General features: G+C 62.2%; 14 protein-coding genes. 5 read left to right on the top strand and 9 right to left on the bottom strand.

The window, feature by feature from the left end; genetic code table 11:
* Window position 1: 1 nt before the first annotated feature.
* The 5 genes from cobG (at window position 2) to QF043_RS25655 (ending at window position 5,350) form a co-directional block, all read left to right on the top strand.
* Window positions 2–1,348: a precorrin-3B synthase gene (cobG, locus tag QF043_RS25675; RefSeq protein WP_307420640.1), complete on the top strand. Its 1,347-nt coding sequence runs from the start codon at window positions 2–4 to the stop codon at window positions 1,346–1,348.
* On the top strand, window positions 1,341–1,967 hold the full coding sequence (locus tag QF043_RS25670) for a precorrin-8X methylmutase (protein ID WP_017136756.1): 627 nt from the start codon (window positions 1,341–1,343) through the stop codon (window positions 1,965–1,967). Before cobG ends, QF043_RS25670 begins: the two co-directional genes overlap by 8 nt.
* Window positions 1,967–2,698: a precorrin-2 C(20)-methyltransferase gene (locus tag QF043_RS25665; RefSeq protein ID WP_305457421.1), complete on the top strand. Its 732-nt coding sequence runs from the start codon at window positions 1,967–1,969 to the stop codon at window positions 2,696–2,698. The genes QF043_RS25670 and QF043_RS25665 overlap by 1 nt, the downstream gene beginning before the upstream one ends.
* Window positions 2,698–4,335: a precorrin-3B C(17)-methyltransferase gene (gene cobJ, locus QF043_RS25660; RefSeq protein WP_307420639.1), complete on the top strand. Its 1,638-nt coding sequence runs from the start codon at window positions 2,698–2,700 to the stop codon at window positions 4,333–4,335. The genes QF043_RS25665 and cobJ overlap by 1 nt, the downstream gene beginning before the upstream one ends.
* A gap of 238 nt (window positions 4,336–4,573) precedes the next feature.
* On the top strand, window positions 4,574–5,350 hold the full coding sequence (locus QF043_RS25655; RefSeq protein ID WP_307420638.1) for a hypothetical protein: 777 nt from the start codon (window positions 4,574–4,576) through the stop codon (window positions 5,348–5,350).
* Here the strand turns inward: QF043_RS25655 and QF043_RS25650 are convergent.
* The 9 genes from QF043_RS25650 to accC form a co-directional block, all read right to left on the bottom strand.
* Complete coding sequence (locus QF043_RS25650; protein ID WP_017136752.1) at window positions 5,347–5,943, bottom strand: MarC family protein; 597 nt, start codon at window positions 5,941–5,943, stop codon at window positions 5,347–5,349. The two genes, QF043_RS25655 and QF043_RS25650, sit on opposite strands and share 4 nt — an antisense overlap.
* A 164-nt stretch (window positions 5,944–6,107) precedes the next feature.
* Window positions 6,108–8,879 (bottom strand): hybrid sensor histidine kinase/response regulator, encoded by a 2,772-nt coding sequence (locus QF043_RS25645; protein WP_307420637.1) that lies wholly within the window; start codon window positions 8,877–8,879, stop codon window positions 6,108–6,110.
* Between the two features lie 115 nt (window positions 8,880–8,994).
* Window positions 8,995–10,287 carry a phosphoribosylamine--glycine ligase gene (purD, locus tag QF043_RS25640; protein WP_058419482.1) on the bottom strand — a complete coding sequence of 431 codons (1,293 nt, stop codon included), beginning with the start codon at window positions 10,285–10,287 and terminating at the stop codon, window positions 8,995–8,997.
* A gap of 169 nt (window positions 10,288–10,456) precedes the next feature.
* Entirely contained in the window at window positions 10,457–12,064 is a 1,608-nt protein-coding gene (gene purH, locus QF043_RS25635) for a bifunctional phosphoribosylaminoimidazolecarboxamide formyltransferase/IMP cyclohydrolase (protein WP_307420636.1), read from the bottom strand.
* Between the two features lie 81 nt (window positions 12,065–12,145).
* A complete protein-coding gene (gene fis, locus QF043_RS25630) occupies window positions 12,146–12,466 on the bottom strand; it encodes a DNA-binding transcriptional regulator Fis (protein ID WP_003221275.1) in 321 nt (106 codons plus the stop codon).
* Window positions 12,463–13,476 carry a tRNA dihydrouridine synthase DusB gene (gene dusB, locus QF043_RS25625; protein ID WP_056860459.1) on the bottom strand — a complete coding sequence of 338 codons (1,014 nt, stop codon included), beginning with the start codon at window positions 13,474–13,476 and terminating at the stop codon, window positions 12,463–12,465. The genes fis and dusB overlap by 4 nt, the downstream gene beginning before the upstream one ends.
* A gap of 185 nt (window positions 13,477–13,661) precedes the next feature.
* The gene (locus QF043_RS25620; RefSeq protein ID WP_307420633.1) at window positions 13,662–14,873 is read right to left on the bottom strand and encodes a DUF3426 domain-containing protein; all 1,212 of its coding nucleotides are present in this window, start codon (window positions 14,871–14,873) and stop codon (window positions 13,662–13,664) included.
* A 30-nt stretch (window positions 14,874–14,903) separates the two neighbouring features.
* A complete protein-coding gene (prmA, locus tag QF043_RS25615; protein WP_307420632.1) occupies window positions 14,904–15,782 on the bottom strand; it encodes a 50S ribosomal protein L11 methyltransferase in 879 nt (292 codons plus the stop codon).
* A 279-nt stretch (window positions 15,783–16,061) separates the two neighbouring features.
* Complete coding sequence (gene accC, locus QF043_RS25610) at window positions 16,062–17,423, bottom strand: acetyl-CoA carboxylase biotin carboxylase subunit (RefSeq protein ID WP_017136745.1); 1,362 nt, start codon at window positions 17,421–17,423, stop codon at window positions 16,062–16,064.
* Window positions 17,424–17,430 lie beyond the last annotated feature (7 nt).

Below are 17,430 nucleotides of genomic sequence, written 5' to 3'. Positions count from 1 at the left end.
CATGCCGCCGGACAAAGCAGGCATAATACCGCGCCTTTACCCGTCAACCGGTAGCCCCGTGAACCCAACGCCTGCTCTGAATACCTTGCGCCCCTCGGCTTGTCCGGGGTTGCTGCGTATCGTCCAGGCCCTGGATGGGGGGATTTGCCGGATCAAACTGGCCGGCGGTTCTATCACCGCCGCCCAGGCGATTGCCGTGGCCGACGCGGCGCAGGCCTATGCGGGCGGGGTGATCGAAGCCACCAACCGCGCCAACCTGCAGATTCGCGGGATTGGCGCCGAGCAGGATGCATTGATCGCCCTGCTGCTGGTCGCCGGGCTTGGCCCCAGCAATGCCGCCGGCGACGACGTGCGCAACCTGATGCTCAGCTCCAGCGCCGGCATCGACCCGCAGATGCTGTTCGACACCCGGCCGCTGGCGGATCAGCTCCTCACTACCCTGCAAAATCATCCACGGTTCCATGAACTGTCGGCCAAATTCGCCGTGCAGTTGGATGGCGGTGAAGCCTTGGCGATGCTCGAGCATCACCATGACCTGTGGCTGTCGGCGTTTGAGCAGGCGGGCGAGACACTTTTGGCTTTCGGCCTGGCCGGTTGCCCAGGCTTGGATGCACCCTTGGCCGCTGTGCCGCTGGAGCAAGGCCATGCCCTGGTCGTGGCCGTGCTGGAAGCGTTTCTCGACCTGGCAACCCCGACGCAAACCCGCATGCGTCATCTGGCTGTGGATAACTTACTGGCCCATCTGAGCCTGCCGTTACTGCCGGTGGATGGGTTCAAGCGCCCGGCCAGCGGGGCTTTTTCGCACCTGGGCACTTATCCACAGCGGCAAAAAAAACTGTTCTACGTCGCCGCCGTTGCGCCGCTGGGGCGTCTGGATTCGAGCATGCTCAAAGGCGCCGCGCAGTTGGCCAGTGAGTATGGCGACGGCACGTTGCGTTTCACGCCGTGGCAGGGCGTACTGCTGCCCAACCTTGAAAACCACGGCGCCGTGACTGAGGGCCTGGAGCAATTGGGCTTTCTCTGTTCAGTCGACCAACCGCTGGCGCGCATGATCGCCTGCACCGGCTCAAGCGGCTGTGGCAAAGGCCTGGCCGACACCAAGGCCGATGCGCTGCAACTGGCTGCGCTGCAACCCGGCCACGACGTACACCTGTCCGGCTGCCCACGCTCCTGCGCCGCCGCACACACCGCGCCGGTCACCTTGCTGGCGGTAAGCCCCGGCCACTACGACGTCTATTTTCGCGAGGCAGCCCAACCCGGTTTCGGCCGGCTGCACGCACGCACTCTTTCCATTGAAGCGGCGGGCGCCCTGTTACGCGGCCGCACACGGAGCAACACCGATGATTGATTACATCCGCGACGGTCAGGAGATCTATCGCAACTCCTTCGCCATTATTCGCGCGGAAGCCAAGTTGGAGCGCATTCCTGCCGACCTGGAAAAACTCGCGGTGCGGGTGATTCATGCCTGCGGCATGGTCGACGCCATCGACGGCCTGCAGTTCTCCGAAGGCGCAGGCAAGGCCGGGCGCGATGCGCTGGCGGCCGGCGCGCCGATTTTGTGTGATGCGCGCATGGTCTCCGAAGGCGTGACCCGCGCGCGCCTGCCAGCCAATAACCAGGTGATCTGCACCTTGCGCGACGACAGCGTGCCGGAGTTGGCGCGGGAGCTGGGCAACACCCGTTCAGCTGCCGCGCTGGAACTGTGGCGTCCGCACCTGGAAGGCAGCGTGGTGGTGATCGGCAACGCCCCGACGGCGCTGTTTTACCTGCTGGAAATGCTCGACGCCGGCGCGCCGAAACCGGCGTTGATCCTCGGCTTCCCGGTGGGTTTTGTCGGCGCAGCCGAATCCAAGGCAATGCTGGCGGCCGACAGCCGTGGCGTACCGTTTGTGATCATGCAAGGCCGCCTGGGCGGCAGTGCGATGGCCGCCGCAGCGGTCAACGCCTTGGCCACGGAGGTCGAATAATGCCGGCACGCGGACGTTTGATTGGCCTGGGTGTTGGCCCCGGCGACCCCGAGCTGATCACCCTCAAGGCGCTGCGCCTGCTGCGCGAGTCGCCGGTGGTGGCGTATTTCGTGGCCAAAGGCAAAAAGGGCAACGCTTTTGGCATCATCGAAGACCATTTGGTCGCGCAGCAAACGCTGATGCCGCTGGTGTACCCGGTGACCACCGAAGTGCTGCCGGCGCCGATGTCTTACGAGCAGATCATCAGCGACTTCTACGACAACGCCAGCCTCGACGTAGCCGCGCACCTGGACGCTGGCCGTGATGTGGCGGTGATCTGCGAAGGCGATCCGTTCTTCTACGGCTCCTATATGTACCTGCACGACCGTTTGGCCGAGCGCTATGAAGCCCAGGTGATCCCCGGCGTCTGCTCAATGCTCGGCGGCGCTTCGGTGCTTGGCGCGCCGTTGGTGTATCGCAACCAGAGCCTGTCGGTGCTCTCCGGCGTGTTGCCCCACGAAGACCTCAAGCGCCGGCTGGCGGACGCCGATGCCGCTGTGATCATGAAGCTGGGCCGCAACTTCCCCAAGGTGCGCCAGGTGCTGCAAGAACTCGGTCTGGCCGAGCGTGCGCTGTATGTAGAGCGCGCGACCATGGCCAACCAGAAGATCGTGCCGCTGGATCAGGTCGACCCGGCGTCTTCGCCGTACTTCTCGCTGATCATCGTGCCGGGTGAAAGGTGGCAAGGTTGATGCGCCCGGCGATTGTGATTCTCGGCCAGGGCAGCCTGGCGACGGCGCGCAAGATTGCGCAGGTGTATCCCGGCGCGCTGATCCACGGCTTGGCCGGGCGGGTTGAAGGGGCAGACCAGACTTACAGTGAGTTCGGCGCGACCCTGCGTCAGCTTTACCAACAAGGCACGCCCCTGGTTGCCCTGTGTGCTGCCGGTATCGTGGTCCGCACGCTGGCGCCGCTGCTGCTGGAAAAAGGCGAAGAGCCTGCCGTGCTGGCCGTGGCTGAAGATGGCAGCGCCGTGGTGCCGTTGCTCGGCGGCCTGGGCGGTGTGAACCTGATGGCGCGAGAGATTGGCGCGGCACTCGGCGTCGCTGCGGCGATCACCACCAGCGGCGAGCTGCGTTTTGGTACTTGCCTGCTCAACCCGCCTGCGGGTTATGCGTTGGCGGACCTGGAACTGGGCAAGCGGTTTGTCTCGGACCTGCTGGCCGGCGAAAGCGTGCGCATCGAAGGCGTGGCGCCGTGGCTGGACCAGGCGAATTTGCCGCAGGATCAGCATGCACGTCTGGCGATTCACGTGGGCAGTACCGAGCGTGTGCCGGCTGCCAATGAATTGCTGATTTATCCGAGGACGGTGTGTGTCACCTGTAAGCCTGGGGCGGATTTGGCTGAGCGGGTGCGAGCGGCTTTGCATGACGCGGGCATCGCCGTGCAATCCCTGGCCTGCCTGTTGGCCAGCGACACACAGATGGCCGACGCCTCGTTGCAGCAAGCCGCATTGGCGCTGGGTGTGCCTTTGCGTTTTGCACAGGTGGCGCAAGACGCGGACATGGTGATCACCGTGGCCGAGCAACCGCTGGACCTGTCGCACGTCGGCCGTGCCCGTGGCCGCCTGGCCGTGATCGGCCTGGGCCCTGGCGCGGCCGAGTTGATGGTGCCGGCGGTGAAGGCCGAACTGGCGCGTTGCACCGATGTGCTGGGTTACGAAACCTATGTGCGCATGGCCGGGCCGTTCCGCGACGATCAGGTGCAACACTGCACCGACAACCGCGAAGAAATGCAACGCGCTCGCCATGCCTTCGAGTTGGCCGCTCAAGGCCGTTCAGTGGTGGTGGTGTCGTCCGGCGACCCTGGCGTATTTGCCATGGCGGCGGCGGTGCTCGAGGCGTTGCACGAATCCAGCGAGCCGGCCTGGCATCAGGTCGAACTGGAGATCCTGCCGGGCGTCTCAGCCTCGCTGGCCACGGCCGCGCAGGCGGGTGCGCCATTGGGGCATGACTTCTGTGTGATGTCGCTGTCGGACAACCTCAAGCCTTGGTCGATCATCGAAAAACGCCTGGACCTTGCGTCCCAGGCCGACCTGGCGCTGGCGTTCTACAACCCGATTTCGCGTTCGCGGCCGTGGCAGTTGGGGCGCGCCCTGGAAATCGTCGCGATGCACCGCACGCCCGAAACACCGGTGGTGCTGGGGCGCGACATCGGCCGCCCAGGCCAGACCCTGCGTGTCACTACGCTGGGACAATTGACGCCTGAGCAAGTGGATATGCGCACCATGGTGCTGATCGGCTCGTCCACCACCTGCGTATTCCCCCGCGCCGGAGGCGGCGAATGGGTGTACACGCCGCGCTGGTACGGCGAGAAACCAGCGTCCTGAAAACAGCCCGCGACAGGTAAGAAAGCTCCGAGTAACGCTGGGTGAAAACCTGCTGTTGTTCGGGGCTTTTTCTTTTTTTGTTGATGAAAAAAGGAAGGTCTACCGGTATGCCGCGTTATTGCTGGGTGACGTTTTTTCGACGCGTGCGCCAAGCGATGTTTGTGGTCTGGAAAGTGCGCCAGCGGCTGGACTAGTGTGAAGACAAGCCCCATGTGGGGTGCTTGTGGAGAACTGAAAAATGGAGCGACATCACAAAAGGATCATCAGTGCTAAAAGGCGCAAGTTGATTGCTGCCTACAAGCTGCCAGGGGCGCCGGGAGACAAGCGCCCGGCGCCGCTGGACGCGGAAGATGACAGCAATGCCGCCGTGGTGAACAACGGCGTGATCTCGTTTATCGAGGGCATGTCGGCGCTGAACCGTGAATACATCCGTAAAAGCTACCTGCTGGCCAGCAGTTATGTGAGTGATGTGTTGAAGGTTCAGCGCGGCAGTGAGGCGTGGTATGACGAATTTATCAAGGTGATGGTCAGCCTGGGCTGGTTGCCGGTGCGCAGCGCTTTTAAGCGGGTCTCAAGCTCCAGTAAGGGCCTGACGGTGCAAGTGGCGGCGCTGAATATTATCGCCGCGCTGGCGGCGGCCTCACTGGCAGGGCCATTGCTGGCGGCGCTGCCGAAACTGGCGGCGGATGCGTTGCAGGCCTTGAAGCAACAACCTGCGTCGTTTGAGCTGTTCAAGCGCAATAGCACCGTGCACCAGGGCGGCGATTTCGGCCTGGCGTCCTGTGCTGAAACGGAGGGGGAACTGATGATGGTGCTGGCGACTTACAGCACCCACGGTGTGAGCAAACAGATGGGCCTGCCGTTTCTGGAGTGGGACAGCGCTTCGGTCGAGGCTTTCAGCGGCCAGACTTGCCTGGTGCTCAATACCTCGGTGGTCAACGAAAAAACCATCCAGCTGATGCGCGAGAGCGCCGGCGACAAGGTACGGCTGGCGATCGCGAAGTACCGGATTTAAGGCACCAGGTAACCGCGCACACCGGTAAAGATGATCTGCGCGGCCAACGCACACACGAACAACCCCATCAACCGACTGACAATCTGCAAGCCCTGGTCACCCAGTATGCGTTCGATACGGTTGGACAAATACAGCACCACACCGACCGTGAAGCTGGCCAGGGCAATGCTGACGATCGCCATGAACTTGTCATCCCAGTGGGGCTGGCTCACGCCCATCACCAACAGCGCACCGATGGTGCCGGGGCCGACCGTGAGCGGGATGGTCAGCGGTACGATGGTCACGTCCTGCTGCACGTTGTCGGTCTGCACCGCCGACTTGCCCTGGGCCATGCCCAGCGCCGAGATAAACAGCACGCTGCCGGCGCCGATGCGAAAGGCGTCCACGGTGATGCCGAACACACTGAAAATCACCCGGCCGAACAGGTAGAGCAACACGCTCGATACCAGCGTGGCCAACGCGACCTTCCAGGCCAGGCGCCGCCGTTCTTTGCTGGAGTAGCCACGGGTCAGGCTGATAAAGCAGGACAGCACAAAGAACGGGCTGTAGAGCACCAGCATTTTCAGGTAGACGCTGAATAACACGTGGAGCATGGGCGCGGCTCGCGGGTGAGGGAGGTGGGGAGAGTCTATCAGGCGACACAGATCAAATGTGGGAGCTGGCTTGCCTGCGATAGCGGTGGATCAGACAAAGGGTGTGTGATTGACACACCGCCATCGCAGGCAAGCCAGCTCCCACATGAGGCTGCATTTCAAGGTCACGACGGCGCGTGTTCCGGCCGCTGCTGACGCTGCGCCACCCAAAACTCCACCAGCTCACGCAACTGCGACAATTCCACCGGCTTGGCCATATGCCCATCCATGCCGGCCTGGCGTGCGCGTTCTTTATGTTCCGTCAGGATATGCGCCGTGAGCGCCACCACAGGCGTGCGAATGCGCTGGTGGCTGACTTCCCAGGCGCGCAATTGTTGGGTGGCAGAGAAGCCATCGAGGATCGGCATTTCGCAGTCCATCAACACCAGGTCATAACGCTGGGCCTTCATCGCCTCCAACGCTTCTTCGCCGTTGCTGGCGGTGTCCGGGTTGAGGTTGAGCTTGCCGAGCATGCCGCGAATCACTTTGGTGGAGATGCTGTTGTCTTCAGCCACCAGGATCTTGAAATCACTCGGCACGGTCACCGCTGCCGGCGCGCTGAGCATAGGGCGCGGGGCAATTGCGCCTTTGCTGCGCTGGGTCAGTTCGTCGGCCAGGGTGGTCTTGAGTGTATAGCCGGCCACCGGCTTGGCGAGGATGCGTTTGATCCCGCAGTTGCGCGCGATGATCTTGCTCGGCGCATTGCTGATGCCGGTGAGCATGATCAGCAGAATGTCGTGGTTCAGGCTCGGGTCTTCCTTGATCTTCGCCGCCAGTTGCATGCCGGTCATGCCGGGCATGTTCTGGTCCAGCAGCACCACGTCGAAGTAGTCGCGCAGGTGTGCTTTGGTGCGCAGCAGCGCCAGGGCTTCTTTGCCGGACGGCACGGCGCTGACGTTCAAGCCCCAGGCGGTGCATTGCTGCACCAGCACCTTGCGGCAAGTGTCATTGTCATCGACCACCAACACCCGCGCGCCTTTGAGTGGCCCGTCGAGGTCGGAGGTCGGGTGTTCCAGGCGTTCCGGGTCCAGTGGCAGGGTCAGCCACAGGGTGCTGCCCTGGTGGCTGCCGCTCTTGATGCCGAACTCGCCGTTCATCAACAGGATCAACTGGCGGGCGATGACCAGGCCCAGGTGGCCGCTCAGGCGCGTGGCCGAGAGGAAGTTCTTGCTGTGCAGTTCGCTGTGCAGCAGCGCGTCGCGTTCGGCGGCGTCCATCGGCAGGCCGCTGTCTTGTACAGCGATGCGCAGGCGTGGCTTGGTGCTGCGTTCGTCGAGGGCGACCACGATCAGCACTTCGCCTTCATCGGTTTTTTGCAGGGCGTTTTCCAGCAGGCTCAACAGCGCCTGGCGCAGGCGTGTGGGGTCGCCGCTGATCACGCGGGGTACCTGCGGCTGGATAAAGCTGATCAGCTCGACGTTCTGCTGTTCGGCCTTGGCGCGGAAGATACTCAGGCAATCATCAATCAGCGCGTTGAGGTCAAATTGCACATCGTCCAGTTCGATCTGCCCGGACTCGAGCTTGGAGATATCGAGGATCTCGTTGATCAGCGTCAGCAGCTCATTGCCGGCGCTGTGGATGGTCTGCACATAGTCGCGCTGCTTCACCGACAGCGGCGTACCCAGCAACAACTCGGTCATGCCCAGCACGCCGTTCATAGGGGTGCGGATTTCGTGGCTGATCTTGGCCAGGAATTCGGCCTTGGCGGCGATCTCGGCGTTGCTGGCTGCCAGGTCGCGGCTGAGGCTGAAGCGTGCTTCGACAATGGCGCGCTGGCGTTCGCCCAGGGCCAGGCTCATCAGCAAGCCGCTCAGGCAGATAAAGCTCAGCAGGGTCACGATCAGGCCTTGCGGCGCCACCAGCGTCAGGCCCAGCAGGGCGGGCAGGATGATCAGGGTGCCGATGTTGAACACTACCATCGCCACCACAAACAAGCGTGCCGGCCGGTAGCCTTTCTGCCAGTGGTAGGCCGAGACAAACAACATGCTCAAGCCCGCCAGGGCGACCAGCGCATAGGTGATGATGTTCAGCGGCAATGTGTTGACGAACAACAGCAGCAGGCCACACAGCACGATCAGCAGGATGTCGGCCATCAACAGCTTGTTCAGCGGGTGCGGGCCCAAGGGCATGAAGAAGCGGTAGGCAAACATCAGCCCACACGGTGCCGTCAGCAGCAGCGCGAGGTAGGCACCCGGGGTTTGGACCGCGTGCCAGTTCGGCAGCCACGGCCCCACCAGGTTGAGCAACAGCGCCAGGCTCAGCACCAACAGCACTTCGCAGGCCGCCAGCCACAGGCTGCTGCGCGAACGGTGATAGGCGAAGCGTGTAAGGTTGTGCAGGATCAGCATCAACAGGCAGCCGAACAGCAGGCCGTAGATCAGCGTCTGGGTCTGGTCGGCGGCGGCGAGCACGGCCGGTTCCAGGGTGATATAAGGGCGCAGTTCGTGTTCCGAGACCAGGCGCAGATACACCTCAAGGGGCTTCTGGCTCTGGGGCATCGGCAGCATGAAATCGCTGCTGGGCAGTGGGCGTTCTGCCTGGGGCTGGCGCGTACCGGTGCTTTGCTGCTCCACCAGCATGTCGCCGTCCAGCACATACAGGTTCAGGTGCGAGAGGTCCGGGGCGAATACGCGCAGCACTTGTTCGTGCTTGCCGGGTTGCAGCTTGAAACGTACCCACAACGCACCGTCCGGCTCCGCGGCGGTAATGCGGTCGAGTTCGGTGGGGCTGAATTGATTGGTGTAGCGGGCGGAGCGGATGTCGCTCAGTTGCAGGTCGGCCTGTTCATCAAGCAATACTGCCCAGCCACTGCCTTGTGCGGCGGCCTGGGCCGGGAACAAGCAGAGCAGGGTCAGCAAGCTGACTGTAAAACCTATGGCGATCCTGAGCCAGCGCACGGCGAAATCCCTTCGTAGGTTGATGCACGGGTTAACTATGCGCGGGGCGACATGGGTACGGCAAGGGCCAGAGGCCCTTACCTAGCCGAACGGATAGCTACGCAAGCGTAGCTGTTCAGTTGTTCTCGCCGCGTTCACGGGCAATGGCGCGATAGCCGATGTCCGTGCGGTAGAAGCAACCTTTCCAGTCGATTTTTGCCGCCAGTTTGTACGCCTGCTGTTGCGCGGCGTCGACACTGGCACCCATTGCGGTGGCACACAATACACGGCCACCTGCGGTTACAACTTTGCCGTCCTTGAGCGCGGTGCCCGCATGGAACACCTTGCCTTCCAGCGTAGCAGCCGCGTCCAGGCCTTCAATGATATCGCCCTTGGCGTAGTCGGCAGGGTAACCACCGGCCGCCAGTACGATGCCGACGCTTGGACGCGGATCCCACTGTGCTTCAACCTTGTCCAGTGCCTGGGCCAGGGCGGCTTCCACCAGCAGCACCAGGCTCGATTGCAGACGCAGCATCACCGGTTGGGTTTCCGGATCGCCGAAGCGGCAGTTGAACTCGATCACTTTCGGGTTGCCGGCTTTGTCGATCATCAGGCCTGCGTAGAGGAAACCGGTGTACACATTGCCTTCGTCGGCCATGCCGCGCACGGTTGGCCAGATCACCAGGTCCATCACGCGCTTGTGCACGTCGGCGGTGACGACCGGGGCAGGGGAGTAAGCACCCATGCCGCCGGTGTTCGGGCCGCTGTCGCCATCGCCCACTCGTTTGTGGTCCTGGCTGGTGGCCATCGGCAACACGTTCTTGCCATCGACCATCACGATGAAGCTGGCTTCTTCGCCGTCGAGGAATTCCTCGATCACCACACGCGAGCCTGCATCGCCAAACGCGTTACCGGCGAGCATGTCGCGTACGGCGTCTTCGGCTTCCTGCAAGGTCATGGCGACGATCACGCCTTTACCGGCGGCCAGGCCATCGGCCTTGATCACGATCGGTGCGCCTTTTTCACGCAGGTAAGCCAGGGCCGGCTCGATCTCGGTGAAGTTCTGGTAGTCGGCCGTCGGGATCTTGTGGCGAGCCAGGAAGTCCTTGGTGAAGGCTTTCGAACCTTCCAGCTGGGCGGCACCGGCGGTAGGGCCGAAGCAGTCCAGGCCACGGCTGCGGAACAGGTCCACAACGCCGGCAACCAGCGGTACTTCCGGGCCGACGATGGTCAGGGAAACATTCTTTTCAGCGAAGTCGGCCAGCTGCTCAAGCGCCAGCACGTCGATAGCGACGTTTTCGCACTTGGCTTCAATGGCGGTGCCGGCGTTGCCGGGGGCGACGAAAACCTTCTGGACGCGTGGGTCCTGGGCAACTTTCCAGGCCAGGGCGTGTTCACGGCCACCGCTGCCAATGATCAAAACATTCATTTCAAAAACCTCGGATGACGCTCAATTCTTGGGAGCACTGTGGGCTGCTTTTCTGTGGGAGCTGGCTTGCCTGCGATAGCATCACCTCGGTCGCACTGAAACACCGAGTTGTACGCATCGCAGGCAAGCCAGCTCCCACAGAAGCCAGTGCCCACCAGGCAATGTTGAATCAGTGGCGGAAGTGGCGCATGCCGGTGAAGACCATCGCGATGCCCGCTTCATCAGCGGCCGCGATCACTTCAGCATCGCGCATCGAGCCACCCGGTTGGATCACGGCGGTCACACCGGCTTTCGCGGCGTTGTCCAGGCCATCACGGAACGGGAAGAACGCGTCGGAAGCCATCACCGAACCCACAACCTGCAAGCCTGCGTGCTCGGCCTTGATCGCGGCGATACGCGCCGAGTTCACACGGCTCATCTGGCCGGCGCCGACACCGATGGTCTGGCGGTTCTTGGCGTAGACAATGGCGTTGGACTTAACGTACTTGGCCACTTTCCAGGCGAAGATCAGGTCGTTGATCTCTTGCTCGGTCGGGGCGCGTTGGGTCACGACCTTCAGGTCTTCGCTGCCGATCATGCCGATGTCGCGGCTCTGTACCAGCAAGCCGCCATTGACGCGTTTGTAGTCCCAGGCAGCGGCGCGGTCCGCCGACCACTCGCCACAGGCCAGCAGGCGCACGTTGGCTTTGGCGGCGACGATGGCGCGGGCCTCTTCACTGACGGAAGGGGCGATGATCACTTCGACGAACTGGCGCTCGACGATCGCCTTGGCGGTCTCGGCGTCCAGCTCACGGTTGAAGGCAATGATGCCGCCAAACGCGGATTCAGTGTCGGTGGCGTAGGCCAGTTCGTAGGCCTGGCGAATCCCGCCTTCTGCGTCCGGGCTCACGGCCACGCCGCACGGGTTGGCGTGCTTGACGATCACGCAGGCCGGCTTGACGAAGCTCTTCACACATTCCAGCGCAGCGTCGGTGTCGGCCACGTTGTTGTAGGACAGTTCTTTACCTTGCAGCTGGGTCGCGGTGGCGATGCCGACTTCGGCAGGCTTGGCCTCAACGTAGAACGCCGCGCTTTGGTGCGGGTTCTCGCCGTAGCGCATTTCCTGGGCCTTGATGAACTGGCTGTTGAAGGTGCGCGGGAACTGGCTGCGGCCTTCTGTGCTGAGGGTTTCGGCGGCCTGGTTCACGGTGCCCATGTAGTTGGCGATCATGCCGTCGTAGGCAGCAGTGTGTTCGAACGCTTTGAGCATCAGGTCGAAACGCTGGGCGTAGGTCAGGCCGCCGGCTTTCAGGCTTTCCAGTACGTTGGCGTAGTCGCTGGCGTTAACCACGATGGCCACGTCTTTGTGGTTCTTGGCTGCCGAGCGAACCATGGTCGGGCCGCCGATATCGATGTTCTCGATGGCGGTCGGCAGGTCGCAGCCTGGCTTGTTGATGGTGGCTTCGAACGGGTAAAGGTTAACGGCCACCAGGTCGATCGGCTTGATGCCGTGTTCGCTCATGATGGCGTCGTCGATACCGCGACGGCCGAGGATGCCGCCATGGATTTTCGGGTGCAGGGTCTTGACCCGACCGTCCATCATTTCCGCGAAACCGGTGTAGTCCGCGACTTCTACTGCGGCCACGCCGTTGTCCTGCAGCAGTTTGAAGGTCCCGCCTGTGGAGAGGATTTCCACGCCAAGAAGCTGCAAGCTCCGGGCAAATTCGAGGATCCCGGTCTTGTCGGAGACACTGATCAAGGCGCGGCGGATCGGCAGGCGGGTGGTCTGGTCGGTCATTTCAATTTCCATCAAAAGCAAAGGAGTCAGCAAAAAAGGCGACCGTTTTTACGCGGGCGCCTTTCTGGTTTGATTGAATGCTTACAGCAAATCGTACTGCTTGAGCTTTTTGCGCAAGGTGCCACGGTTGAGGCCCAGCAGCTCACTGGCTTTGGTCTGGTTGCCCTTGACGTAATTCATCACGCTTTCGAGCAACGGCGCCTCGACTTCGGAGAGCACCAGGTTGTACACATCCGTGACGGAAGCGCCCTCAAGGTGGGCGAAATAATTGTGCAGCGCCTTCTCGACACTCCCACGAAGGGTCTGACCTTCTTCGCTCGGCGTGTTGAGGTGCTGTTTCAAATTGACGTTGTCGCTCACGGGTGCTGTTCCACTCACTAAAGTCTCGGTCATCATCGTCATGCGGCCACCCCCTCTCCATCCCCTGTTCCCAGGCTCTTGTCACGTTCGGCGAAGAACTCACGAACGGTGGCGACCTGTGCCTGCGTTTCATCCAAACGATTGAACTGAGCGCGGAATTCCTTGGCGCCCGGCAAGGTGGCGAGATACCAGCCGACATGCTTGCGAGCAATGCGTACTCCCATCACGTCTCCATAGAAGGCGTGCAGGGCGGCCAGATGCTCTAGCAGAATACGTTCCACCTCGATCAACTCCGGTGCCGGCAAGACGTCGCCGGTACGCAGAAAATGTTCGATCTCACGAAAAATCCATGGTCGCCCCTGGGCGGCCCGGCCAATCAACAAGCCATCGGCACCGGTGGCGTGCAGCACGCGCCGGGCTTTCTCGGCTGAGTCGATATCGCCATTGGCAAAGACCGGCATCGACACCGCCTGCTTGATCGCGGCAATGGTGTCGTACTCGGCTTCACCGGTGTAAAGGTCGGCGCGGGTGCGGCCATGCACCGCCAGCGCTGTAATCCCGGCCTGTTCAGCGATCTTCGCCACGGTCAGGCCATTTTTGTTGTCCCGGTCCCAGCCGGTACGAATCTTCAGGGTGACCGGCACATCCACTGCGGCGACAACGGCCTGCAGGATCTCGGCTACCAACTGCTCATCTTTCAACAATGCGGAACCGGCGGCCTTGTTGCAGACCTTCTTGGCCGGGCAGCCCATGTTGATGTCGATGATCTGTGCGCCCAACTCCACGTTGGCTCGGGCCGCATCCGCCAGCATTTGCGCATCACCACCGGCGATCTGCACCGAGCGGGGCTCGGGATCACCTTCGTGGATCATGCGCATCCGCGATTTGCGGGTGTTCCACAAGCTCATGTCGCTGGTGACCATTTCAGAGACTACTAGACCCGCGCCCAAACGCTTGCACAGCTGACGAAAGGGCTGGTCGGTGACGCCCGCCATCGGGGCGAGGATCAAGCCGTTTGGCAATGTGTATGGGCCGATGCGTACCGCCGACATAGGACTTCCCTGTTGTGGGGCCGGATCATTAGAGTTCGAAAAAGGGTTGGCATGATACCCGCTCTCGATGACTGGATAAAGGCTGAATTGGATAAAATCTGAACAGTTATTTCTTTATCGCCGCCGGTTTGGTTGCGCAGCGCAAAGTCAATAATTTGCCGTCAAACCTCGGAACCTGCGCCGGCTCACTCGGGCGAGTGAAAACTCAGGCTGTAATTCACGGCTTTATTGCCTGGGTCAAGGATGTCCAGGGAGATATGGATCGGCGTCTGCGATGGCATTTCGCTCACACCGGCCAATTCACCGCTCAGGTATTCGCCGGGCTTGAAGCGGCGACTGGCGATCAGACCGCCGTTCATGTCGGCAAAACGCAGTTCCAGCAACGGGAAGGGTTGGGAGAACGTCGCCCGGTTATAGATGATCGCATCCACCACCAGCGCCCCGGCAAACTCCGGGTTGCTGCGCACCACCAGGTTGCTGCTCTTGATGTGGGCAATATCGACCCGCGATGGCACCGTGCAACCCAGTGACGGGCACAGCTGCTGGAACCATGGGCGGTAGGCATCCTGGCGGGCCAGGTCGTCGAATTGGTACGCGATGTACTGGCCTGCCAGGCCGGCGGCGGCGATCAGCACCAGCAGGATCCAGATCAGGCGACGGCCCCAGCCGGTTGGACGCTTTTGTGCATAAAGGTGCAGCGGGTCGTCTTCCAGGTCCTGGAGCACGTCATCGTGAACACTCACCTCGGGGCGCGGGCGTTTGCGACGCGCTTGCGGGCGATCTTCGGGTTCTGGTTCGTCCAGGGCCCGGGTCAGTGGCGTGAACGGCGGGTCGATATCGTCGTCTTCAACGTGGGGGGGCGAGCGCAGTGGCGGTTCATCGGCGATGTCGTCAAGGCGAAACGACAGGGAGGGTTCGGTGCGCTGACGTGTCGCAGTGGCCGGTTCCGGCGCGTCCTCGGGCGCTGGGGTGCGTTCCTCGGGCGGTTCACTGAACAGGCTGGCGGCCCATTGTTCTTCTTCGGCCTTGGCGGTGCCGCGGGTGGCGCTCAGGGCATCTTCCGGCTGTCGACGGTCGGCGCTGGCCTGGCGACGTTCCAGCTTGGCCAGTTCTTCATCCAGGTCCAGGTTGTCCAGGTCCAGTTCTTCGGCGTTCCACTGCTTCTGGCTGATGGCCCGTGGGGCCTCGGCGCTCGGCTCGGTGGCTTTCTCGGCGGCGGCCGGCTGCTCAGCAGGCGCAGGCACCTGGCCGCGCTGCTCCAGCAACTGGCGAGCGGCGTTGAACACTTGCAGGCACGAGCCACAGCGCACCACGCCACGGGCCACACTCAGTTGTGCGTGGCTGACGCGAAAACGGGCTTGGCAGTGTGGGCACTGGGTGACGAAACTGTCGGTCATGCGGCCATCCGATTCAGGCAAGCGCTCATTCTAGCGCCGACGACCACTGATGCGTACCCAGCCATCACGGTTGGCGATCGGGTCCAGCTCGAAATCCTGGGCGTAGGCAGCGGCCACGTCTTCGCCTTGCTCGGCGAGGATGCCCGACAGCGCCAGGCGGCCGCCCGGCTTGACCAGGCTCGACAGCTGCGGCGCCAACGACACCAGCGGGCCGGCGAGGATATTGGCCACCAGTACATCGGCCTGCACCTGGGGCAAATCTTGTGGCAGGTAGAGTGGGAATTTGCCTTCAGCAATGTTATTGCGCCCGGCGTTATCTCGGGACGCTTCCAGGGCTTGCACGTCGATATCGGTGCCGACGGCTTCCTTGGCGCCCAGCAACAGCGCGGCAATCGCCAGAATCCCCGAGCCGCAGCCAAAGTCCAGTACGTTGCAGTCGCTCAGGTCCTGGCCGTCCAGCCATTCCAGGCACAGCGCGGTGGTAGGGTGAGTACCGGTGCCGAACGCCAGGCCCGGGTCCAGCAGCAGGTTGACGGCATTCGGTTCCGGCGCGGCGTGCCAGCTTGGCACGATCCACAGGCGCTGGCCGAAACGCATCGGCTGGAAGTTGTCCATCCAGCTGCGTTCCCAGTCCTGGTCTTCGATCACTTCGCTGTGATGCTTGGGCAGCGGGCTGCCAGTGAGCAATTGCATATGGGCCAGCACGGCGGCGGCATCGGTGCCGTCTTCGAACAGGGCCAGCAGGTGGGTGTGGGACCAGAGCGGCGTGGTATTGAGTTCCGGTTCGAAGATCGGCTGGTCTTCGGCATCCATGAAGGTCACCGACACGGCGCCGACTTCGAGGAAAGCGTCTTCGTAGGTTTCGGCTTGTTCTGGGCTGATGGCGAGACGGACTTGCAGCCAAGGCATGGCGGGCACCTTTGAAAAAATGAGTGTGCGACGGCAGGGTCGCGAAAGCGCGCAAGTTTACGCGAGCGCAGGCCAGAAGACGACACCACTGACCGCACTCAGTCCAAATGTGGGAGCGGGCTTGCTCGCGAAGGCGTAGGGTCAGTCGCCTTATGTTCCAGCTGACCTACCGCTTTCGCGAGCAAGCCCGCTCCCACAGGGGCAATGTGTCTATTCAGAAAAAAACGGTGTGCCACAAACAACAAAGCCGCCCTGAGGCGGCTTTGTTGGGTGGAGCACTTACTGGTTGGCCAGCTTGTGTTCCAGGTAGTGAATGTTCACACCACCTTCGCAGAAGCCTTCATCGCGGACCAGATCCCGATGCAGCGGGATGTTGGTCTTGATGCCGTCAACCACGATCTCGTCCAGGGCATTGCGCATACGGGCCATGGCCTCGTCGCGGGTGGCGCCCCAGGTGATCAGCTTGCCGATCAGCGAGTCGTAGTTGGACGGAACCTTGTAGCCGCTGTACAGGTGCGAATCCACACGCACGCCGTTGCCGCCCGGCGCGTGGAAATGCTTGACCAAGCCAGGGCTTGGGATAAAGGTTTTCGGGTCTTCGGCGTTGATCCGGCACTCCAGGGAGTGGCCGTGGATCTTCACGTCGTCCTGGGTAAAGGACAGCACGTTGCCGGCGGCGATGCTCAGCATCTCCTTGACGATGTCGATACCGGTGACCATCTCCGAAACCGGATGCTCTACCTGCACACGAGTGTTCATCTCGATGAAGTAGAAGCGGCCGTTCTCGTAGAGGAACTCAAAGGTACCGGCGCCACGGTAGTTGATGTCGATGCACGCCTTGACGCAGCGAGCCAGTACTTCCTGGCGCGCGGTTTCGTCCAGGCCCGGTGCCGGCGCTTCTTCCAATACCTTCTGGTGACGACGTTGCAGCGAGCAATCGCGGTCGCCCAGGTGGATGGCGTGGCCCTGGCCGTCGGACAGTACCTGCACTTCCACGTGACGTGGGTTGGTCAGGTACTTCTCCAGGTAGACCATCGGGTTGCCGAACCAGGCAGCCGCTTCGGAGCGGGTCTGCTTGGCGGCTTCGATCAGGTCTTCTTCCTTGTGCACCACACGCATGCCGCGACCACCACCGCCACCGGCGGCCTTGATGATCACCGGGTAACCGACTTCGCGACCAATGCGCAGGGCGGTTGCCTCGTCTTCCGGCAGTGGGCCGTCGGAGCCTGGAACGGTTGGCACGCCGGCTGCGATCATGGCGTCCTTGGCCGACACCTTGTCGCCCATCAGGCGGATGGTTTCGGCTTTAGGGCCGATGAAGGCAAACCCGGATTTTTCCACCTGTTCGGCGAAATCGGCGTTTTCCGCGAGGAAGCCGTAGCCTGGGTGGATGCCATCAGCGCCGGTCACTTCAGCGGCCGCGATGATGTTCGAGACTTTCAGGTACGAGTTCGTGGCCAGTGGCGGGCCGATGCAAATGCTTTCGTCCGCCAGTTTCACGTGCATCAATTCGGTATCGGCCGTCGAGTAAACAGCGACGGTCTTGATGCCCTCTTCCTTACAGGCGCGCAGGATACGCAGCGCGATCTCGCCGCGGTTGGCGATCAGGACTTTTTGCAGTTTCTTCGCAGGTTTCAACATCGAAGGC

Origin of the sequence: Pseudomonas sp. W3I7 (assembly GCF_030816095.1) — a bacterium.
Taxonomy (GTDB): domain Bacteria; phylum Pseudomonadota; class Gammaproteobacteria; order Pseudomonadales; family Pseudomonadaceae; genus Aquipseudomonas; species Aquipseudomonas salomonii.
This window is presented reverse-complemented; position numbering and strand designations above follow the sequence as displayed.